This is a genomic window from Kosakonia oryzendophytica (assembly GCF_027886705.1).
Lineage (GTDB): Bacteria > Pseudomonadota > Gammaproteobacteria > Enterobacterales > Enterobacteriaceae > Kosakonia > Kosakonia oryzendophytica.
Window position 1 is genome coordinate 3,187,652 of the sequence record NZ_CP115659.1, and the last position, 21,313, is coordinate 3,208,964.

The 21,313-nt window shown below is 49.3% G+C and carries 22 protein-coding genes and 1 pseudogene; 17 read left to right on the plus strand and 6 right to left on the minus strand.

Going from position 1 to position 21,313, the window contains the following annotated elements:
• Window positions 1–639: an HTH-type transcriptional regulator RutR gene (rutR, locus tag O9K67_RS15445; protein WP_061494799.1), complete on the minus strand. Its 639-nt coding sequence runs from the start codon at window positions 637–639 to the stop codon at window positions 1–3.
• Window positions 640–917: 278 nt separating this feature from the next.
• On the opposite strand from rutR, the gene rutA reads away from it, so the two are divergent.
• The 6 genes and pseudogenes from rutA (at window position 918) to rutF (ending at window position 5,022) form a co-directional block, all read left to right on the plus strand.
• Window positions 918–2,009, plus strand: coding sequence for a pyrimidine utilization protein A (gene rutA / locus O9K67_RS15450; protein ID WP_061494798.1), 1,092 nt, complete (start codon window positions 918–920; stop codon window positions 2,007–2,009).
• A pseudogene (rutB, locus tag O9K67_RS15455) lies at window positions 2,009–2,717 on the plus strand (pyrimidine utilization protein B); the annotation flags it as partial. The gene rutA and the pseudogene rutB, both read left to right, overlap by 1 nt.
• Window positions 2,713–3,099: a pyrimidine utilization protein C gene (gene rutC / locus O9K67_RS15460; RefSeq protein WP_061494796.1), complete on the plus strand. Its 387-nt coding sequence runs from the start codon at window positions 2,713–2,715 to the stop codon at window positions 3,097–3,099. The pseudogene rutB and the gene rutC, both read left to right, overlap by 5 nt.
• Before the next feature lie 7 nt (window positions 3,100–3,106).
• Window positions 3,107–3,919, plus strand: a complete 813-nt coding sequence (gene rutD, locus O9K67_RS15465) for a pyrimidine utilization protein D (protein WP_061494795.1) — start codon at window positions 3,107–3,109, stop codon at window positions 3,917–3,919.
• The gene (locus tag O9K67_RS15470; RefSeq protein WP_061494794.1) at window positions 3,916–4,506 is read left to right on the plus strand and encodes a malonic semialdehyde reductase; all 591 of its coding nucleotides are present in this window, start codon (window positions 3,916–3,918) and stop codon (window positions 4,504–4,506) included. The genes rutD and O9K67_RS15470 overlap by 4 nt, the downstream gene beginning before the upstream one ends.
• Before the next feature lie 9 nt (window positions 4,507–4,515).
• A complete protein-coding gene (rutF, locus tag O9K67_RS15475; RefSeq protein ID WP_061494793.1) occupies window positions 4,516–5,022 on the plus strand; it encodes an NADH-dependent FMN reductase RutF in 507 nt (168 codons plus the stop codon).
• Here the strand turns inward: rutF and O9K67_RS15480 are convergent.
• A complete protein-coding gene (locus O9K67_RS15480) occupies window positions 5,010–5,930 on the minus strand; it encodes a DMT family transporter (protein ID WP_061494792.1) in 921 nt (306 codons plus the stop codon). The two genes, rutF and O9K67_RS15480, sit on opposite strands and share 13 nt — an antisense overlap.
• Window positions 5,931–6,061: 131 nt before the next feature.
• Window positions 6,062–6,238, minus strand: coding sequence for a con-10 family general stress protein (locus O9K67_RS15485; protein WP_071889987.1), 177 nt, complete (start codon window positions 6,236–6,238; stop codon window positions 6,062–6,064).
• Window positions 6,239–6,632: 394 nt separating this feature from the next.
• Between O9K67_RS15485 and wrbA the strand changes: the two genes are divergently transcribed.
• Together wrbA and O9K67_RS15495 are read left to right on the plus strand one after the other, a co-directional pair.
• Window positions 6,633–7,229, plus strand: a complete 597-nt coding sequence (wrbA, locus tag O9K67_RS15490) for an NAD(P)H:quinone oxidoreductase (protein ID WP_061494790.1) — start codon at window positions 6,633–6,635, stop codon at window positions 7,227–7,229.
• Between the two features lie 20 nt (window positions 7,230–7,249).
• Window positions 7,250–7,477, plus strand: coding sequence for a YccJ family protein (locus O9K67_RS15495; protein ID WP_061494789.1), 228 nt, complete (start codon window positions 7,250–7,252; stop codon window positions 7,475–7,477).
• A gap of 39 nt (window positions 7,478–7,516) precedes the next feature.
• Here O9K67_RS15495 and agp read toward each other — a convergent pair whose 3' ends face one another.
• Complete coding sequence (agp, locus tag O9K67_RS15500; RefSeq protein ID WP_061494788.1) at window positions 7,517–8,755, minus strand: bifunctional glucose-1-phosphatase/inositol phosphatase; 1,239 nt, start codon at window positions 8,753–8,755, stop codon at window positions 7,517–7,519.
• Between the two features lie 153 nt (window positions 8,756–8,908).
• Between agp and O9K67_RS15505 the strand changes: the two genes are divergently transcribed.
• Together O9K67_RS15505 and O9K67_RS15510 are read left to right on the plus strand one after the other, a co-directional pair.
• Window positions 8,909–9,358 (plus strand): winged helix-turn-helix transcriptional regulator, encoded by a 450-nt coding sequence (locus O9K67_RS15505; RefSeq protein WP_061494787.1) that lies wholly within the window; start codon window positions 8,909–8,911, stop codon window positions 9,356–9,358.
• A gap of 127 nt (window positions 9,359–9,485) precedes the next feature.
• Window positions 9,486–10,271: an SDR family NAD(P)-dependent oxidoreductase gene (locus O9K67_RS15510; protein WP_061494786.1), complete on the plus strand. Its 786-nt coding sequence runs from the start codon at window positions 9,486–9,488 to the stop codon at window positions 10,269–10,271.
• Here O9K67_RS15510 and O9K67_RS15515 read toward each other — a convergent pair.
• A complete protein-coding gene (locus O9K67_RS15515) occupies window positions 10,268–10,627 on the minus strand; it encodes a winged helix-turn-helix transcriptional regulator (RefSeq protein ID WP_061494785.1) in 360 nt (119 codons plus the stop codon). The two genes, O9K67_RS15510 and O9K67_RS15515, sit on opposite strands and share 4 nt — an antisense overlap.
• Before the next feature lie 100 nt (window positions 10,628–10,727).
• Here O9K67_RS15515 and O9K67_RS15520 point away from each other — a divergent pair, with 100 nt between their 5' ends.
• Entirely contained in the window at window positions 10,728–11,477 is a 750-nt protein-coding gene (locus O9K67_RS15520; protein WP_061494784.1) for an SDR family oxidoreductase, read from the plus strand.
• 50 nt (window positions 11,478–11,527) lie between these two features.
• Here O9K67_RS15520 and O9K67_RS15525 read toward each other — a convergent pair whose 3' ends face one another.
• Window positions 11,528–12,910 (minus strand): diguanylate cyclase, encoded by a 1,383-nt coding sequence (locus O9K67_RS15525; protein ID WP_061494783.1) that lies wholly within the window; start codon window positions 12,908–12,910, stop codon window positions 11,528–11,530.
• A gap of 617 nt (window positions 12,911–13,527) precedes the next feature.
• Between O9K67_RS15525 and O9K67_RS15530 the strand changes: the two genes are divergently transcribed.
• The 6 genes from O9K67_RS15530 (at window position 13,528) to O9K67_RS15555 (ending at window position 21,230) form a co-directional block, all read left to right on the plus strand.
• On the plus strand, window positions 13,528–14,106 hold the full coding sequence (locus O9K67_RS15530; protein WP_271044604.1) for a LuxR C-terminal-related transcriptional regulator: 579 nt from the start codon (window positions 13,528–13,530) through the stop codon (window positions 14,104–14,106).
• A gap of 967 nt (window positions 14,107–15,073) precedes the next feature.
• The gene (gene ecpA / locus O9K67_RS15535; protein ID WP_061499962.1) at window positions 15,074–15,655 is read left to right on the plus strand and encodes a common pilus major fimbrillin subunit EcpA; all 582 of its coding nucleotides are present in this window, start codon (window positions 15,074–15,076) and stop codon (window positions 15,653–15,655) included.
• Between the two features lie 55 nt (window positions 15,656–15,710).
• Entirely contained in the window at window positions 15,711–16,376 is a 666-nt protein-coding gene (locus O9K67_RS15540; protein ID WP_071889984.1) for an EcpB family pilus assembly chaperone, read from the plus strand.
• 31 nt (window positions 16,377–16,407) lie between these two features.
• Complete coding sequence (locus O9K67_RS15545; RefSeq protein ID WP_061494781.1) at window positions 16,408–18,930, plus strand: CS1-pili formation C-terminal domain-containing protein; 2,523 nt, start codon at window positions 16,408–16,410, stop codon at window positions 18,928–18,930.
• Window positions 18,920–20,563: a fimbrial adhesin EcpD gene (gene ecpD, locus O9K67_RS15550; RefSeq protein ID WP_061494780.1), complete on the plus strand. Its 1,644-nt coding sequence runs from the start codon at window positions 18,920–18,922 to the stop codon at window positions 20,561–20,563. The genes O9K67_RS15545 and ecpD overlap by 11 nt, the downstream gene beginning before the upstream one ends.
• Window positions 20,553–21,230 carry a fimbrial biogenesis chaperone gene (locus O9K67_RS15555; protein ID WP_061494779.1) on the plus strand — a complete coding sequence of 226 codons (678 nt, stop codon included), beginning with the start codon at window positions 20,553–20,555 and terminating at the stop codon, window positions 21,228–21,230. Before ecpD ends, O9K67_RS15555 begins: the two co-directional genes overlap by 11 nt.
• Window positions 21,231–21,313 lie beyond the last annotated feature (83 nt).

Below are 21,313 nucleotides of genomic sequence, written 5' to 3' on the forward strand. Positions count from 1 at the left end.
TTAACGCACGCGGATCCCTTCAATAATCATCCGCTGCACATTGTCGACGGTGCGCTGAAAGAATGCCGGATCCTGTAATGTCGCACCGGTCACGGCTTCTACCTGAATGGCGAAATCCGCGTAATGCTGCGTGGCGGCCCAAATCATAAAGATCAGATGATGCGGATCGACAGCCGCGAGTTCGCCGTTGTCGATCCAGCCCGCAATAATCGCCGATTTCTCCTCTACCAGCGTTTTCAGACTGCCGGTCAGTTCTGCTTTCAACAGCGGTGCGCCCTGAAGCATCTCCTGACAAAACAACCGGGAAGCCTGCGGGTGATCCCGCGACACCTCCAGCTTAAGCCGGATGTACTCTTTGATCGCCACCAGTGGGGTAAAATCGCTGCGGAACGCTTTCAGCGGCGCCAGCCAGATATCCAGAATCTGGCGCAACACAGCAATATAGAGCGCCTCTTTTGAGGGGTAGTAATAGAGTAAATTGGTTTTCGACACCCCGGCCAGCTCCGCCACCTGCTCAAGACGCGCGCCGTGGAAACCCAGCCGGGAAAAGGCGTCCAGCGCGGCGGTTAAAATCGCCTGTCGCTTCTCACTGACTGCCCGGGTGCGCTTATCCGCACGCTTCACCGTACCCTGTGCCATATCTGTTCTCCTTTATGTTGGATGCAGCATAACAAATGGAACCCGTCGGCTCGACCCCGTGCACTCTGATTGCGCACAAACGCCTGCTTTTTGTGCACCGTTTTTGACCATTTAGTCCACTTTTTACCAACCCATTTCGCCAACTTTTAATTAACACATTAATAACAATGGCTTTTTCATGTTGGCATCCGCTTTGCAACTCATTGATAGCGAGGCTGAAAGGACAATGCAGGATGCAGCGCCACGCCAGACATTCACCTGACAATGCGAGGTATGTGATGAAAATTGGTGTTTTCGTTCCGATTGGCAACAATGGCTGGCTGATTTCGACCCATGCGCCACAGTACAAACCGACCTTTGAACTGAATAAAGCGATTGTGCAGAAAGCCGAACACTATCACTTCGATTTTGCGCTCTCGATGATCAAGCTGCGCGGCTTCGGCGGTAAAACCGAATTCTGGGATCACAACCTGGAGTCCTTCACCCTGATGGCCGGGCTGGCCGCGGTGACCTCCCGCATCCAGATTTACGCCACCGCCGCCACCCTGACGCTGCCGCCAGCGATTGTGGCGCGGATGGCATCGACGATCGATTCCATCGCTAACGGCCGTTTCGGCGTGAACCTGGTCACCGGCTGGCAGAAGCCGGAGTATGAGCAGATGGGGCTGTGGCCGGGGGATGAGTACTTCGCCCGTCGTTACGACTATCTGACGGAGTACGTACAGGTGCTGCGCGATCTCTGGGGCACCGGGAAGAGTGATTTCAAAGGTGAATTTTTCACCATGAATGACTGCCGCGTCAGCCCGCAGCCCACCAGCCCGATGAAGGTGATCTGCGCCGGACAGAGCGACGCCGGTATGGCGTTCTCAGCAAAATATGCAGACTACAACTTCTGCTTCGGCAAAGGGGTCAACACGCCAACGGCCTTTGCGCCCACCGCTAAACGGATGCAGGAGGCCGCCAATGAAACGGGACGCAACGTAGGCTCTTATGTGCTGTTTATGGTGATCGCCGATGAAACAGACGACGCCGCACGGGCAAAATGGGAACACTACAAAGCCGGGGCAGATGACGAAGCGCTGGCCTGGCTGACCGAGCAGAGCCAGAAAGACACCCGCTCCGGCGCGGATACCAACGTACGTCAGATGGCGGATCCCACCTCTGCCGTCAATATCAACATGGGGACGCTGGTCGGTTCGTATGCCACCGTTGCCCGTCTGCTGGATGACGTCGCCACCGTCCCTGGCACTGATGGCGTGCTGCTGACGTTTGATGATTTTCTGCAAGGCGTGGAAACCTTTGGCGAGCGCATTCAGCCATTGATGCAGTGCCGTCGCCATATTCCCGCCCCCACGCGTGAGGTGGCCTGATGATTACACTGAACGCCCGACCTGAATCCCTCACCTTCGCTCCTGAGCGCAGCGCGCTGATTGTGGTGGATATGCAAAACGCCTATACCAGTCCGGGGGGGTACCTCGATCTGGCGGGTTTCGATGTCTCTGCCACCCAACCGGTGGTCGACAATATTAATATTGCCGTCGCCGCCGCCCGCGCAGCAGGAATGTTAATTATCTGGTTTCAGAACGGCTGGGACAGCGACTACGTTGAAGCGGGCGGCCCTGGTTCGCCGAACTACCACAAGTCCAACGCATTAAAAACCATGCGTCAGCGCCCGGAGTTACAAGGAACATTGCTGGCGAAAGGTAGTTGGGACTATGCCCTTGTGGATGCATTGCAACCGCAGCCGGGCGATATCGTCCTGCCCAAACCGCGCTACAGTGGCTTTTTTAATACACCACTCGATAGCATTCTGCGCAGCCGCGGTATTCGTCATTTGGTGTTTACCGGCATCGCCACCAATGTCTGCGTCGAGTCGACGCTGCGCGATGGTTTCTTCCTCGAATATTTCGGCATTGTGCTGGAAGACGCCACCCATCAGGCCGGCCCGCCGTTCGCCCAACAGGCCGCGCTGTTCAACATTGAAACCTTCTTTGGCTGGGTCAGCGACGTGCAGACCTTCTGCACTGCCCTGTCGCCACAGAAACTCGTCAATATCGCTTAAGGAGAGACATTATGCCAAAACAGATCATTATTCCGCCGGGTACCACTACCCCGATTGCGCCCTTTGTCCCCGGCACGCTGGCCGACGGTGTCGTGTATGTCTCCGGCACGCTGCCCTTCGATAAGCAAAATAACGTGGTCTATGTCGGCGACCCAAAGGCGCAAACGCGCCACGTGCTGGAAACGATCAGGAGTGTGATCGAAACAGCGGGTGGCACGATGGAGGACGTGACGTTCAACAGTATCTTTATCACCGACTGGACAAACTACGCCGCGATTAATGAAGTCTATGCCGAGTTTTTCCCCGGCGATAAACCGGCCCGTTTCTGCATCCAGTGCGGTCTGGTGAAACCAGAGGCGTTGGTGGAAATCGCCACCGTCGCGCATATCAGTAAGTGAGGCATGCATGAAGCTGACCCTGAGTGCGGCGCCCTTTGCCGACGCGCCGGTCGTAGTACTGAGCGCCGGCCTTGGCGGGGCGGGCAGCTACTGGCTGGCGCAACTTGCCGCCCTTGAGGCGCATTACCAGGTGGTGCGTTACGATCAACGCGGCACCGGTAACAACCCGGACACGCTACCGGAAGGTTACCGTATGCAGGATATGGCTGCGGAACTGCATCAGGCGTTAGGCGAAGCCGGTATTCACCGTTATTGCGTGGCAGGCCACGCCTTGGGTGCGCTTATCGGCCTGCAACTGGCCCTCGATCACCCGGACGCCGTCAGTGGGTTGGTGCTGGTGAATGGCTGGCTAACGCTTAACGATCACACCCGGCGCTGTTTTCAGGTGCGCGAACGCCTGTTGCAGGCGGGGGGTGCAGAAGCCTGGGTCCAGGCGCAGCCACTGTTTCTTTACCCGGCTGACTGGATGGCGGCACACGCCCCGCGAATGGAAGCCGAAGACGCACTGGCGGTGGCGCATTTTCAGGGGGAAACCAATCTGCTGCGCCGACTCAACGCCCTGAAAGCAGCAGACTTCAGCGCCCACGCCATGGCGATCCAGTGCCCGACACTGATCATTTGCTCGCGGGATGACCTGCTGGTGCCCTGGACCTGCTCCCGCGACATGCAGCAGGCCATCCCCGATAGCCAGTTGAGGGTGATGGAGCGTGGTGCGCATGCCTGCAATATCAGTGAAAGCACCACCTTCAATACCTTATTACTCAGTGGGCTGGCATCGATGCTGCCCACCCCGACACCGTTTTTAAAGGAGAATGTATGAGTGAGGCCGTCACCCCAGCCGCGCTGGACACATTGTTTACTCAGGCTCGTACTCACAATGGCTGGCGGGATCGCCCGGTGAGCGACGAGACGCTGCATGAAATTTATGATCTGCTGAAAATGGGACCGACCTCCGCCAACTGCAGCCCGGCGCGCTTTGTGTTTATCCGCACCCCGGAAGGCAAAGAGAAACTGCGCCCGGCGCTCTCCAGCGGGAATCTCGAAAAAACCCTTAGCGCCCCCGTTACCGCCATCGTTGCCTGGGACAGCGAATTTTATGAACAGCTTCCTATGCTCTTTCCCCATGGTGATGCGCGCAGCTGGTTTACATCCAGCGCAAGTCTGGCGGAAGAGACTGCCTTTCGTAATAGCTCGATGCAGGCGGCATACCTGATTTTCGCCTGTCGGGCGCTGGGTCTGGACACCGGGCCGATGTCGGGGTTCGATCGCGGAAAAGTCGATGCCGCTTTCTTTGCCGGTACGCCACTGCGCAGCAATTTACTGGTCAATATCGGCTATGGCGATGCCAGCAAGCTGTTTCCCCGCCTGCCGCGGCTGCCCTTCGCTGACGCCTGTCAGCTTGTCTGAGGTGTGACTATGAGCATCGATACCCAATCATTTCGCGACGCCATGGCCTGTGTTGGCGCCGCCGTGAATATCATTACAACCGATGGGCCTGCCGGGCGCGCCGGCTTTACCGCCAGCGCCGTATGCAGTGTGACCGATTCACCGCCAACGCTACTGGTGTGTCTGAATCGCAATGCCTCCGTATGGCCCGTGTTTCGCGAGAACCAGACATTGTGTGTTAACACATTGGCGGCGGGACAGGAGGCATTATCGAATCTGTTTGGCGGGAAAACCGCAATGCCGGAGCGCTTCGCCGCGGCTGAATGGCAGCCAGGCGAAACGGGCTGCCCGCGATTGTTGGGCGCGCTGGCGTCTTTCGATTGCCTTATTAGCCAGGTCACCAGCGTGGGTACGCACGATATCCTGTTTTGCCAGATAGTGGACATTGCGCGCCAACCGGTACCGGAAGGACTGGTATGGTTTGACCGGCGCTACCATGCGCTGGTACGCCCGGCCTGTCTGGATCAGGGCTCCTGATTCAGACGTTTTTCAGGCGCTGGCAACGGCGCTTTTTTCTTTTTCAGCTTCAGTTCGCTCACCAGCACGCCCAGCACAATCAACGCACCACCCAATAACGCCAGTAACGGTAAACGCTCCCCCGCGAGGCGACCAAACACCCCCGCCCATACTGGCTCGCCGGTATAAATCACCGTGGCCCGGGTGGGAGAAACGCTACGCTGGGCCCAGTTCATGACCACCTGGATAATGGCGCTGAAAATCCCTAAGCCTAACGCCACCAGCACCAGGCCTGGTGAGAGCGGCGGCACGGACTCCCCTGACGGGAACATCGCGCAAAATGAAACAACAGACGCAGTCAGCAGTTGCACCACCGTTACCCGGCGAACATCGACTTTTCCGGCCCATGCGCTGATGAGAATGATTTCGGCGGCTATTGCCAACGCGCTGGCAAGCGTGATGAGTTCCCCTTTCCCGAGTGACAGCAGATTGCCTTCCGGCCCGGCCAACAGCAGCAAACCGGTAAACGCCAGCACGATGCCCATGCAGGACATCAGCCCTGGCATACGCCCGAGACAGAGCCATTGCAGCAAGGGCACCAGCGGTACATACATGGCGGTAATAAACGCAGATTTACTGCTGGGGATGGATTGCAGTCCCCAGGTTTGCAGACTGTAGCCCAGAGCAATGGAGACGCCAATCATCACGCCCGCTTTCACCTCCCGCCAGGTGATGTTACGCAATATCGTCAGCGACAAAAGCGCAACCGCCAGCGCCGCAGTGGCAAAGCGCAGCCCCACAAAGAAGAACGGGCCGCTCATGGTTACCGCATACTGCACCGCGAGAAATGTGCCGCCCCAGAACATGGTGATCAGGATCAACAGTGCTTCCTGAGGCTTAATGGAAAAAGCGTAACGGGAAGAAGACATATAGCGACCCATAAAAGGAGAAACGTCGTAGTGTGCGGTGGGTCGGGGGACGACGCAAGGATAAAAAAACCGCCGGGTCTCCCCGGCGGCGGGCATGGTCGACAACGGGTCAGCGTTGCCTGCCATCATCGTTAGCTGCTACTGCGGCTACCGTGACTGTTTTTGCCCCCTTTTTTTCCTGCTTCTGAGGCGCGCTGAGGGTCATTTTTAAAATTGCCCCCGCTTTGCTGACCACCTTTACGACCTGCTGCTGATGCTCTTTCACGGTCTTCAGCGAAATTACCTGAACCACCACGATGGTTTGCCATGTCTCACCTCCAGATAAGTGAAATATCAGACATCATACTGCATTCAGTAAAAGAGGATTCTTTCACCTCACGACGTTAAGGCAGAGCCTTTATCTGCGCCGCGTGCAACTAAGCTTAGTGGAATACGGCGATCCAGCCAGCATTCGGTAATATCCTGCAACAGGTTCCCTGCCGATTGGCTGATATTACCCAAGCGAAACCGATAAGCCCCTCTTAAGTCTTTAAAAAAAGACACCTGCGAAAATGTGTCCAATTGCAACAGGCAATGCTTTTTAACTAATTTGTTATTTATCAAAGAAATGGTGCTCTTACTTGCACTCTGCCTGTCACAGCATACGCTTAAAAGAACGCAGCGATATGCTGCCTGCTAACGTCAAACCGAGGAGTGACAGAAATGGCTAAAGTGTTGGTACTTTACTACTCCATGTATGGACACATTGAAACGATGGCGCATGCAATAGCTGAAGGGGCGCAAAAAGTGGATGGCGCAGAGGTCGTCATCAAGCGCGTGCCGGAAACCATGTCGGCGGAAGTCTTTCTGAAGGCCGGGGGGAAAACGCAAAACGCCCCGGTCGCGACACCACAGGAACTGGCGGATTATGACGCCATTATTTTTGGTACGCCCACCCGCTTTGGCAATATGTCGGGGCAGATGCGAACATTCCTGGATCAGACCGGCGGTCTGTGGGCCTCTGGCGCGTTATATGGCAAGCTGGCGAGCGTCTTTAGCTCCACCGGCACCGGAGGCGGACAGGAACATACAATCTCCTCAACATGGACTACCCTTGCACATCATGGGATGGTGATTGTTCCCATCGGCTACGCCGCACAGGAACTGTTCGATGTTTCACAGGTTCGCGGCGGTACGCCTTACGGCGCGACAACCATTGCCGGTGGCGACGGGTCGCGTCAGCCAAGTGCCGAAGAGCTGGCGATTGCCCGTTATCAGGGTGAGTATGTTGCTGGTCTGGCAGTAAAACTGAACGGCTAACCTTCTACAGGAGGACACAGATGCCAACTCAAGAAGCGAAAGCTCATCGCGTAGGTGAATGGGCCAGTTTACGTAACACGTCGCCAGAAATCGCCGAAGCGATTTTTGAGATCGCCGGGTACGATGAAGTGCTGGCGGAAAAAATTTGGGAGGAAGGCAGCGATGAAGTCTTGCTGCGCGCCTTCGAAAAGACAGATAAAGACGCGCTCTTCTGGGGAGAACAAACGATAGAGCGTCAGAACGTCTAGCTGTTGGCTCCCCCGCGCTATCACGGGGGAGCGTTTTCCTTACTTCGCTGCTTCACGCATCAGCGTATTGAATTTATCGATGGGGCAGAAACCATTGGCATCGACCGGACAACCTTTTAATGCCAGCGTCACGCGCTGTGGTGGAGCCTTGAGCGTCAGCGCTTGCGTATTCCGTAACTGTTCACTGCTCTGATAGACGTATTCAATTTTCATCAGATCGCGATTCGCAGTGGTGTCATGCCAGCGCTGGAAGACGATTTTGCCGCCAATCGGCGTGCGCTCATACTGATCATGAAGCTGATAAGGTTTGAACTCAAGCGCTGTCAGCAATGATGCAATGTTAGAATCATGTCCCACCAGCACCGTGACTTTCGGTGCGTTGCCCGCCTCTTCCACCAAAGCGTTGTCGAGGTATTTCACCAGCGGCTTCGCCACATTGCGCGCCACTTGCTGCGAGGTAAACAGCGTGTCCTGATAGCTGTTTTTCAGCTTCGACAATACCCGCCACTGTTGTTCTGTTTTGATTTCACCCCACGCCACCTGATCCAGAGGGAAACCTTCGTAGTATTGCAAGGTAAAGGCATCAACCAATGAATTCCCCACTTTCAGCGGCCCGGATACCCCCGGTTCCTGCTGGTATTTGGCGCTGAATGTATCTTTCCCGTCCGCGAGTGAACATTGCTGCTTCTCTTTACAGGCGGGAGACTCACGGTAGCGGGTGATTTTCTCCAACAACGCATAGCTTTCCCCCAGCGCATACTGCTTACGCTGCGCCTCCATTGCACTTACCGCTTGCTGGCTAAAAGCATCAGACTCATCTGTAATAACCGGGTTGAACAGGGGATCCATGGTGCCCATCTTATCCTGATGATGAACCGGCACATCGCAGCCCGGAAAAGCACCGCTGATAAAGAACTGAGCGGTCGCGACCGTACGTTGCAGGCTGTTCGCCCGCACATAAACACTGTTCGACGCCGGACACTCGTCGGAACTCACCAGCTTTTGCTCCGCCAGCCATTCGCGCATGTAATGCCCCATATAGACTTCCAGTACCCCACCTTTGGTGGTGAGCTGACCGCCAGGGACATCCCATTCAGGCCAGGCGTTTGGTGTGGATTGCTCCAGCACGCTGCCATTGTTTGCCAGCGGCGCACGCAGATTGTGTCGGCTCATGATCAACACTTGCTGTAACTGGTAGCTCTGCGGCGTGGTTTGCGCTATCACGCCAGGTGTTGCCATAGCAGCGGCGATCGCCGTGAGCCAGAGTACGGTTTTCATCCTGTTTTCCTCTTTTCTCAGCCTGAAAATAAAAGTGTGACACATTTATGACGACAAACCGGGACGCATTTCACGGAGTGTGTTCTGGCGCAAAAAGCGATGTTTTCCTGCCGTGGGTAGTTTTATAATTAAACCACTAACCGGAGGAACACCATGAAACGCACCCGCCTTGAAGAGACCTTCTGCCCTGTCGCCCGCTCGCTGGATATTATTGGCGACTGGTGGTCGCTGTTGATTGTACGCGACGCGCTAAGTGGCATTAAACGCTTCGGCGAGTTTCAAAAAAGCCTTGGCATCGCCAAAAATATGCTGACCGCACGACTTAAACTGCTGGTGGATGAAGAGATCCTGCGTATGCAACCGGCCTCTGATGGCAGTGCATGGCAGGAGTACGTGCTGACGGATAAAGGCCGTTCCCTGCAAACCGTGCTGGTGGCGCTCTCACAATGGGGGAACGAATGGCTGTTTGCGCAGGGCGAACCTGCCAGCGTGCTGGTGGATAATCAGTCACGCCGACCGTTACAGAAACTGGCGCTACGTGCAGAAGATGGGCGTGAACTGCAACCTGAAGAGGTGACATTGCGTATTGCCCGCCCGCAGTAATTCAACACGTTACTCTTTTCTTTCCCAATAGCGCATTTTTTGCCCTCTATTTGGTTGCATAATAAAACCAAATGCCGCATGCTGAATATAGTTTCATTATAAAACCACTTTGTGAGAGGAAACGAACATGACCACTACCGCACTTATCACTGGCGCATCTTCTGGCATTGGCGCTGTTTATGCAGACCGTCTTGCTGCCCGAGGCTACAACCTGCTGCTGGTCGCTCGCCGCGAAGACCGACTGAACTCACTGGCCGCGGATCTACAAAAACGTTACGGTATCGAAGCCCGGACCATGGTAGCCGACCTTAGCCAGCCTGAGGGTATTCAGCGCGTTGAAACGGTACTCCAGGAAGATGCGTCAATTGCGGTGCTGGTTAACAATGCCGGAGCAGCAGCGCTCTCACCATTCCTCAGCAGCACGGCACAACAACATGAAGCCATCAATACACTGAATACGACCGCACTGATGCGCCTGACGCTGGCGGTGTTGCCCCGCTTTGTTGAGAACAATCGTGGGACCCTAATCAATATTGCGTCAGTAGTAGCATTCCATGCCCGTGCAGGCAGCGCCGTGTACAGTGCAACCAAAGCCTGGGTGCTGAATTTCACCCGCGGTTTACAGGAAGAGTTCGCCGACAGCAACATTCGCATTCAGGCAGTACTGCCTGCGGCAACAGCCACAGAAATTTGGGGCCATTCCGGTATTACGCTGGATGCTTTGCCGGAAGGTTCGGTGATGACCACGGAAGATTTAGTGGATGCCGCACTGGCGGGGCTGGATCTTGGTGAACCCGTGACCATACCGCCTGTAGAAAATGTGCAGTTATGGGAGGAGTGGGAAGCGGCTCGACTGGCGCTATTCAGCGCTGCACGCAATGGTAAACCAGCGTCCCGCTACACCCACCGTTAACGTTTTAACGCGCCGCCGTGACTGCGCATCCACTCCGCCAGCGGATCCAGTGCGCTTCGCAAGGTTGATCCCAGCGGCGTAATGCAATATTCCACGCGCGGCGGCACTTCCGCATAGACCTGACGCGACACCAGCCCGCGCTGTTCAAACAAACGTAGCTGGCGCGTCAGCTCTTTTTGCGTAATCGGGGACACTGCCCGTTGCAGATCGCTAAAACGCACCGGCGTGTTCAGGACAATCAAGCGATAAAGGATCGGGATCGCCCATTTTCCCGAAATCAGGCTGACAAAATCCGTCATCGGACAGGGTTCTGTCGCATTATTTTTTTCCGGCCCCCCTACCGCTGGTTCCGCCATAGCGCACCTCCCGCCTCTTTAGTATCCATTTGGTACCTTGTATTCAAAAGATACTAACGACTTTATAGTGCCTTCTCAAGTCAAAGATGAGGAGGAAAAAATGGGCCGTTTAGCAGGTAAATATGCGTTGATCACGGGTGGAACCACCGGCATTGGACTGGCCACGGCGCAGACATTTATTGCCGAGGGGGCGCAAGTTGCGATCACCGGGCGCAACCCAACTACGTTGGCGCAGGCACAGGCGATGTTAGGGCCAGACGCGTGGGTGATTGCCTCCGATGCCGGGCGAACCGATGAGCAGCGCCAGCTTGCCACAGCGCTCGCCACACGCTGGCCTCGAGTGGACGTGGTGTATATTAATGCCGGGGATGTCTCCCACGGTTTGCTTGAGGAGTGGCGTGAAGAAAACTGGGATCAATTGATGGATACCAATCTGAAAGGCCCTTATTTTCTGATCCAGGCACTATTGCCGTTGCTGCATAATCCGTCATCGGTGATTCTGTGCGGCTCTGTCAGCGCACGCATCGGGCTGCCAGCCAGCAGCGTGTACGCGGCGAGCAAAGCCGCATTACTTTCACTTGCCAGAACGCTCTCAGGGGAACTGTTATCACGTGGTGTGCGCGTTAACGGGCTGAGCCCGGGCCCGGTGGAAACGCCGGCGATGAATAAACTTGGGTTAAGCGGCCCAGCGCAACAGGCGCTGCAAAGCGATATTAACGCGTTGGTGCCGCTCGGCAGACTGGGCACACCAACAGAGCTGGCGCAAGCCGCGCTTTTCCTGGCATCCGATGAGTCCAGTTATGTGGTCGGGACCGAGTTGTTAGTGGATGGCGGCACAGGCAGTCTGTAGTTGCAAAAGGAGCCGCCACGCGCGGCTCGTTGAAAAAACGGAGACAATACTTAGGGTGCAGCTTTCCACAACTCAACACAATTCCGTCCCCTTTTTTTGGCAATGTACAGGGCTTCGTCCGCAGCCTGGATCAACCGCTCATAGTCAGGATGTCCGCTGAACATCGCCGCGCCAATAGATAACGAAAGTGCAATATTCTCGCCAGTGGGCGACTTGATATTTGTTTTCTCCACGCGTGTGCGGATACGTTCAGCAATACGCAGAGTGTCAACTTCGGATGCTTCAGTTAATACAATGACAAACTCATCGCCGCCATAGCGGAAAACATAATCACAACTCCGAACGTTATCATAAAAGGCATTTGATACTTTGCGCAGGATTTCATCACCCACAATATGCCCCCATGTGTCATTAATCTGTTTGAATTTATCCACATCAATAATTAGCACCGACAACGGTGAGCCAGCGCGATTGGCTTGCGAAATCTCCCGTTTGAAAATAGTGGGCAAAAATCGACGGTTCAGTAACTTCGTTAAGACATCCATACCGACTTCATGACGAGACACTTCATCAAATAACTCCCGCAACAATGAATTAATTTGCGCAAGCGTATTCCTTATTTGCATCAAAAACTTAATTCGCATAGGTTTGTTGCGAAGCGCTTTTGGTGTCATACCAATATTACGAAACAGTTCATCAAGATCCTGTAATAGCCTTGAAATATGCCCAACTTCGGCGATACCGCTAAAATAATGGCGTCCCTTGTGATTAAACCAAAGTCCAAAATCCGACTGGCTTAGTGGCAGGCTATTACCTAAGTCAGAATCCAACAACACTTTGTAAATCATATCCATTTCCCACGCCAGCAACGCCGCGATCTGACGCTCCTTCTCCTCTTCAGCATTCTCCAGCAGAGAGAATATGCGGTAGTTTTCATCCTCTTTTGCGGAACTACTTTCAGTAAATGAAAACGCCCGTGACATAATCTCCATCGCCAGATCAATACTGTTGATAGAATAATGATAGAGTTCCAGCTTTTCTTGTGCGCTGCATGACGAGGCAATAATAAACGGATAGAGCAGTTTTTTGAGTACGCGAAATCCCATCTCAACAAGTTCAACCGGAATACCAATGCGCGCATGGATCTCGGCAACATGTTGTTGAACCTGTATCTGACGATCGATATCCTCTACCTGGCACGACAAAACCTCAACGATCCACAATTCGAGGGCATGCTTGAGTTGTTTTTCTACCTGCTCGTTTGACAGAAACTCCTCGGCGTGCGCGTCGGCAAGGACGATGCGATAGAAGGCAATACTCAGTTCGTGCGCATGAGCTTTGGCCAGTTCTGCAGCCATGCGGCGTATATGGAAGTCTGTCTGACCGAGTAAATCCTCCCACTCACCTTTCATTGTTTTAATATAAGTCTCCATCATTCAAACCTCTACAGTAAAAATACCTCTGGTTTGGGCTAGCGTCTGAACATGGGCTGTCGATAGCAGTCAGCATGTAAAACGATGCCAGCGATAGCGAACGTTTTCCGTGGCTCACTGGCAGGTCAAATAAAAATCTATCAATAAGAGGCTACGCAGGTTTAAAAGTCAAAAAGTAAACATAACACAGAATTAAAAACCAAATCTTGAGTGAGCATCTCTATGCATGAATGAAGTATAGACCTTATAAAATAGACGTAGCAGAAACAGCACAAACGAAAGTCATTAACAGACCTGTTATTCGTTTTGGGGTTTACACATATGTTATCGCTGCGCTTTTGCGTGTGTTAGTCACTTACCTTAAATGTTAAGCCGGTATGCATATAAGGTGTTTAAGATCGGTGATGGCGAAAAGATAAAGTGTTTCATTGACTGATGATCAACACAAAACATGTCAATTAACGTGTGGTAGAAATAACCATTGTTTTTGTAGCATTTGCATGTTTTGCCTACGCATTTAAGATAATTTAATTTCAGAGTTGCCCGTCGAACACCTTACAATTACATACTCCATTACATAAAATCACACAGCCAGGGAAGACATGAATATTTATATAATGAGCAGTAACATTTATTTGCGGTATGGAGTTGTTGCATTGGCAAAATTAAAAGGGTGGAAAACAATTGCATATGATCTGAACAATTTTCACGTAGAAGAATTAACCTGTGATGATATGGTAATTCTCCATGTCGATGTCAAAAATAGTTATTACGCGAGAGCGATATCATCAATAAATCAAAAAAGCAAATTGTTAGTATTATTGGAAGGCACGAGGGATATAGTGATCGGCGATGCCGATAATGTTATAAAATCAAGAGAATCATTATCCAGCATCATTGAAGCCATTAATTTCACAATCAAAAAAGAGAAAAAATACAGAACAACCAGTAGCATGCTTAGTGACATCGAAAACATCATTCTGAATGAGTCACTAAAAGGAAGCAGCATTAACTTAATTGCTAATGCCTTAAACTTGTCACCCAAAAAAGTGTACGCTTATCGCACCAGAGCATGTAAAAAACTTGGCGGAAAGAAAATTAATGATCTTCTTCTTATCCGGGAAAAACTCCTTGAAGATTCCTGCACCCGACTTCCGTCGCGCTCCAAAGCTGAACAACTGGGTTGTAATTTATAACTCACCGTCTGCAATCATTCTGCCTCCGCCTGTTACACATTACAGTACAAACGGAGGCATTAACCTGACTGATACGAGACTGTTCACTAATCCAGGCGGGAAAGCACATTGCGCCTTGCCATTTGATGACTATCATACCTCCTACAAGGAATAACAAAAACGAGGCGAAGCTACAAAACATATCAGTTAAATAATTTTTATTAAGTATTTTGAATTAGAGATAAAGCCAGTTCTTTTCAATAAACCATACCGCTTTACGTTTTCAATCACATCCTGCTTAATAAATAAAACACATTGTCCAATGTCATGCGTTTCATTTTTCACGTAACTCTCCCTCTGACCACCCACTCCGCAGATATCTGCCACAAATTTGTTGGCAATACGATGGACAGTTCTTATTTTGCTCTCTTCCCTATTCTTTTCGCCATGTAGGCACAAGCACTTCCCAATCTAAAATTATCAATATTTTCCTTATAATTTTCTATTTTCACTGAAATATTTGATTGCAAACCGGGTAAAAACCACCTCTATAGCTCTTAAAAAAACACATCATCTATCCTGTCACACAACATAAATGTTAGATAAAAGTTAAAAAAAGGCATAACCAGTTGATTGTTCCGGACTTTCCAATTAACACACGTGTAATGTAACTTATTTTTTTTCGTCATTATATTTTTTTACTAACCGGAAAGGACGACCACTGCTAGTCTTAAGCATGCAAATGAATGGTCCGAAAAAGGATTAATGTCTTATTTGTCGATAGACATTTTCGCAGTATGAATATGTAAATACCAATGCTAATTCTGAACTATCATGGGCTCAGGAGTTAATACTTAATCACCGTATCTATATACATACGATCTTAACAGGCTGGAACAATTGAATGCTCAACCTTGCAAAACACCCATGGTTGTCCACATGGGATTTCGCCAATATAAATTGGCCTTCAACATGGTGGTTAATTAATATGAAAAAGACTGCATTTATTTTTGCACTGATGGCGACATTTACAACCGGAAGTGTTCAGGCCGGAGTTACGGCTCAGGCCGTTGCGACCTGGTCCGCAACAGCAAAAAAAGATACATCAAGCAAACTGATCGTAACACCTCTAGGCAGCTTATCCTTCCAATATGCTCAAGGCATCGGTGGTTTTGGTTCACAGAAAGGTTTATTTGACGTCGCGTTGGAAGGTGAGCCTCAAACAACAGCATTTAAACTCACCTCGAGACTACTTGCAAATACGCTAACACAACTCAACGGTTCAGGCTCCACACTCGATGTCGGCGTAAGTTATTTGGGAACAACTTTATCTAAAAGTAGCGATACTGTGATGATTGATACAGCTAGCGGTATCCTTGGCGGGAATTTAAGTCCTCTGGGTAACGGTTACAATACCCCAGGCCGCACAGCAGCGCAGGATAGCTTCACATTCTCAATTATTAACGGCACAGTAGATGGTTCCACACAAGCCTCTGATTTCAGCCAACTTCCTGAGGGGATCTGGAGTGGTGACGTCAGTGTTCAATTCGATACAACCTGGACCAGCTGATTTTTTTATCTAAAGCAGGAGCGGTGAACCGCCCTGCTTATTTAATGGTATGCCAATGGAAAAGACTATTTTGTTAGTATGGAGTCTTCTAATCAGTACGTTTCCCGTATCAGCGCTTGATGTTGGTGATATCTCATCATTCATGCATAGTAACGATTCGATGATAAGTAAAGAGATTAAAAACACTACCACTTCAGGGCGATTCATTAATATTCATGTAGATAGAATAACCTCACCGCTTGATAATGGGGAAACTATTCCAATGGATAGCAAAAATGAACTTTTATTTACTCCCGGCAGTTTATTATTACCTGCAAAGAGCAATGAAATCATCCGTTTTTATTACAATGGCCCCGAAGATAACCGAGAAAGGTATTACCGAATAACATGGCTTGATCAAGCACTAAGTGAGGGACAAAGAAATAACTCATCACGGAATGCTATCGCAACAGTATCTGCCCGTATCAGTACAATTTTGGTCGTAGCGCCACGTAAAGTGAAATATGACTATCAGTACACACCGGGTAAGATATTAAATACAGGTAACGCCACACTCCGACTCATTGCATATGGCCCATGCCTAACACAACGAAGCCGCGAATGTAAGGAAAACTACTTCCTGATGCCCGGAAAATCACGAGTATTCACACATGTTGATGTATCAAATCCCAACGGACACATTGCTTTTTGGCAAGCCGAGCACTTTATCCCCATAAAATAATTATTTTATCGTGGAGTCATCATATTTGTGTATGCTTTATAATCATCTCCAAAAAATTCTAAATACTTTAGGTATTGTGCTCTTTACTGTTTCAAACAGCACTTTTGCCGTCACATCTCATATCAGTCAAATTGGCGGCGTTATCATACCAAAAGCATTTGATAGCGCATTGCGTGATGGAATGACTATACCACTTTTCCTGCACCTGGATGGCGTGCAGAATAACCAGGACGATCAACGTATCGGGACTGTTTCTATATTACTTATCAATAATGCGATCCATGTGCATCACGTCACCCTTGAAGAGCGTGATAATAATGCATCGATAAATGAAAAAACACGTCACGAGCTATCCACACTTAAACAAACGGCATTTGACCAGAACTTTGTTATCCGGCTGAGTCAGAATGCAAGATTATACTTGAATTTCCAGCGACTCACACTACAACTTATTGTCCGTCAGCAAGCATTACAAACCCACTTACTTTCTCGCAGCGATGACATTGGTAAATCCAGCGGGGAAAACATCAGCCATACAATAAGCTATAATCTTGGCATTTATAATAACCAAATGAGAGATGGAAAGAATAATACGTCCAGTTATCTTTCGATGAATAACGTCACTGCTTTACGTGAACACCATATTGCAATTGATGGAACACTTTACGGCATCGGGACAAACAGGCAACAAAAAGAAATATACAAGGCTATGTATGAACGTGACTTTGCGGGTTATCGTTTTGCGGGTGGAATGTTAGACACATGGAATATGCAATCGCTGGGTCCAATAACTGCAATCACTTCGGGGAAAATTTATGGTATTTCATGGGGAAACAATGCGAACTCAACAGTCTTCGATTCATCATATTCCACCCTGCCTGTCATCGTGTTTCTTCCTTCAGCTGGAGAAGTTCATTTATCCCGGGATGGGAAATTACTCAGTGTACAAAACTTCGGCATGGGTAGTCATGAAGTAGATACCCGGGGATTGCCATACGGTATTTATGACATCAGTACCGAAGTAATTGTTAATGGTCAAACGGTCAGTAAAACCATCCAGCGCATAAACAAATTTTTCGCACACACCCGGGGGGCCGGTATGCCTGTTGGGTGGCAAATTTGGGGTGGGAATATGCAGATGAATGCCTGGAGTACGGAAAATGGGGAGAAACTGCGGGCAAAAAAAACGGTTCTTATGGGGTTGTCCGCAGCAGGTGGAGTTGAAAGCTTTAGTTGGATGGCCACGGGATATAACTATAACGCACTTACTATTGGCGAGGCACAACTCTCCTGGCCCATTGCCAGTTATATGACATTAAGTATGCAAAACATGTTGTCCACCGATCGCTCCTGGAGCAGCACCAGTAGCCTGAGTGCCACACTCCCGGGGGGATTTAGTTCCGTCTGGTTCAGTCAGGATAAAGCCATTATTGGCAATAGGTTACGCCGCAATGGATCAGATAATCGGGCAATCGGTGCATCATTGAATCTGAATGCCATATGGCCCCTCCTGGGCACAATAAGCGGTAGCTATAACGACGACCGCCGCTATCGAAGTCATTACTTCACTTCTGATTATACTCAGTCGCTCTATAACGGTAAGTATGGCTCTTTAGGGATGCGCGCAGGAATACAACGGTACGAAAGCGGGTACAACGGTAATCGTATCCGTACGGAGAAATATATCGGACTTGATTTTACCCTGCCGTTGGGTGGCTGGCTTAGAACGGGTTTAACACACCAAAATGGCAGTACCATCGCTAATCTGTCCGCACAAAAATACTTTCAGGGCAGCGTTATTCGTACTGTTGGGGCGAATCTTTCTCGCGTTATATCGGGGACAAGTGAAGATAACGATACATTCAGTGGTGGAGCATGGACAAAATATGAAACCCGTTATTCATCGGGAACATTAAATATCAATAGTGGGATGGATGGATATATCAATACCAACCTGACAGCCAGTGGAAGTATCGGCTGGGTCGGAAAACATATTGCTGCAAGCGGTAATAGCGAAGGTAATGCGGGTGTAATTTTCAACACTGACGTTAATGATGAAGGAAAACTTACAGCAAGGATTAATGGCCGTACTTTTCAGTTAAGCGGTAAACAAAACTATATCCCTCTTGAGCCTTACAATCGCTACGACGTCGAAATCAATAATAGTAAAGACTCGCTAGATAGTTACGATATTGTGAGTGACAGAAAAACCGCGCTCACGCTTTATCCCGGTAATCTTGTATTGATTCGCCCATCAGTCAGGCAAATGGTTACTGTTTTCGGCCGCATGCGTGCGGAAGATGGAACATTGCTTACTCATGTTCAAATCAATAATCACATTGGTAAAACAACAACCGACAGTAATGGTGAATTTATTATTGATATTGATAAAAATTATCCAGACATAGATTTTATTTACAGAAAAAATAAAAGTTGTGAAGCATCTCTGGATATCCAACACGCGCGTGGCGCAATTTGGGTTGGTGATATCGTCTGTCAGGGTTTAAAAACGTATACCGCGACCCTTTCTGCAGGGATTCTCCATGAAGATTAGCGGGATTTATCTTATTTTTTTATGCCTTAGTTGCTTGCTGGCAACCCCATGCTATCCGGCTGTGACCAAAACAGTATGGGGAGACGCGCCAACACGTGAGTATGTATTTATCGAAAATGACACAGACGACAATTTTTTTGTGACTCCTGGGGGGGTATTGGATCCTCGCATGACCGGTTCGAATCGTTGGACTGGCTTAAAGTATTCAGGTTCGGGGACGAAATACCAGGAGAGTCTTGGATATATCGATAATGGCTATAACACACTGCTGCTAGGGAACTGGAGATTTGATATGTGGTTAGACAATAGCCCCGTCTCACAGCCACTCCGAGGGTTACGTTGTATTAACTGGTATTCAGGTTGCGATATGAATACGAGTATGATTCCGCCTCAAGCCACCGATGCTAAAGGATTTTATGGTGTTATCGTACCGACTGGCGATGCAAAATGGATGCATGGAATGATGTCCGATCAGTTTTACCAATATCTCAATGCCACTCCGGTTGGTAGTAATTTTACCATGACAATAAATACCTGCCAGACCCGGGAGAATTATAACGCGATTGCTGGTCAACGCTGCCGATATATGGGGTCCGGCTATTGGTACGTGCGAAAAGTATCCTATACCAAAGCAGCGCATTTGAAGTTATACAATACAAACGCGTTATCAGAGGTTTTTATAGACAGTGATGGTCGTCCAACATTAGGAGAAGGCAACTCCGGATGTAATATTCAGGTCCTTGGGGGAAATACAGGGGTAACATGCAAAATGATGAGTTACACCCTAAATCACAATGGTCTTAATAATAGTTCAATTCGTATTTTCCCGGCCATCAACCATCCTACGCTGGCAGCAACAATCAAATCCGGAGACATGCAATTTAGTATTGATGGAAGATCCTGGAAAAATGTTAGTGGTATAACCAATTATTATTCATTTAATGACATGAAAGGTAGAGATTCTCTCTATATTTTTTTATCGGGTAATTTTTTCAAAACGATGGTTAATCTGGGAATAAGCGATACTAACACACATGACTTATTCAATTTTCGGGTTCAGAACATCACGGCCCCAGAGTCAGGTTGGTATGAATTTTCGCCTTCTGCGCAAATGGTTATTAAACCTCGCGACTTCAGCGTTAGCATTATATCTAAAGATTATATGATTAATCCCCATCGTACCGGAGCGGTAGGAAGAGCTAAACCTGCCCTTGATTTTGATTATATTGTTACAACCAACGGTAAAACAGCAGCGGATGAAGTCATGGTACAAATAACCGGCCCAACGCAAAATATTAATGGCCGTCCGTGGTGCATTTTTAGTTCCGATGATGGCCTTATGCATGTGCCTTTCCCTGCTTCACTGATCTTTACAACAAAAGGAGGGGTCGATAAAACTTATGATGTAGGTTGTGACGGTCAATGGCGAGATATAACTGATGCTCTGTGGATTACAACTCCCTGGACAGACACAACTGGGGTGTCAGGTGTTATGAATAAATCAAATGTAAAGTTTTCCATAGCCATGGATTCCCCAGAATCGTTAAACACGGTAAACCAAACGGGGTGGTATGGTGATGTCAGTGCATCCGGTGAAATTCGAATAAAGGCAACGTGGAAAAATGTTCCTTAAAACCAGACAACTTATAGGTATTGCGGTCGCACTCTCAATAAGCACCTATTCCCAGGCTATTTATGTCGGTAGTCTGACCTTTTCAATGCCCCCCGCAAGCAGGATGGTGACTAAGTATGTTATAAATAATAATAAAGCGACGCGTCTTTATCGTGTAGCTGCTGTACCCATAGATACCCCGGGGCCGCATGAAAATAAAATTCAGCCAGTAGACGGACAACTGCTATTCTCTCCTCGACAAATAACACTGCAACCCGGCGAAGGAGATTTTTTTAAATTTTTTTTCAATGGTCCTAAAGATAATACCGAGCGTTACTATCGTATTGCATTTGAGGAAATCCCCTTACAAAACCGGACAAATTTCAGTAACAACAATGGGAACGTCAGTATAATACCTGTCATTGTAATCGATACAATTTTGGTCGTTCGTCCCCGCAACGTTGATTTCAGATGGGTATATGATCGACAGGCTGGTTTGTTTAAAAATAGTGGTAACACCTGGTTCAGGTTACTCATAAAACCAAATTGTGAAGCGACAGAGGATGAGAGTGATACGTGGTATATGCGTCCCGGAGATGTTCTTCAGAAGAAGCGGCTCGAAACCTCAGCAAATATATTCATTATTTATGACGATCGTTTTATAAAGGTCACAGACGTATGTAAATAATTAACGCTGTAAAAGTAATTTTGTATAATACCCATCAATGAATAGGCATTACGAATTCATTTTTTGTATATGTATTAACCTAT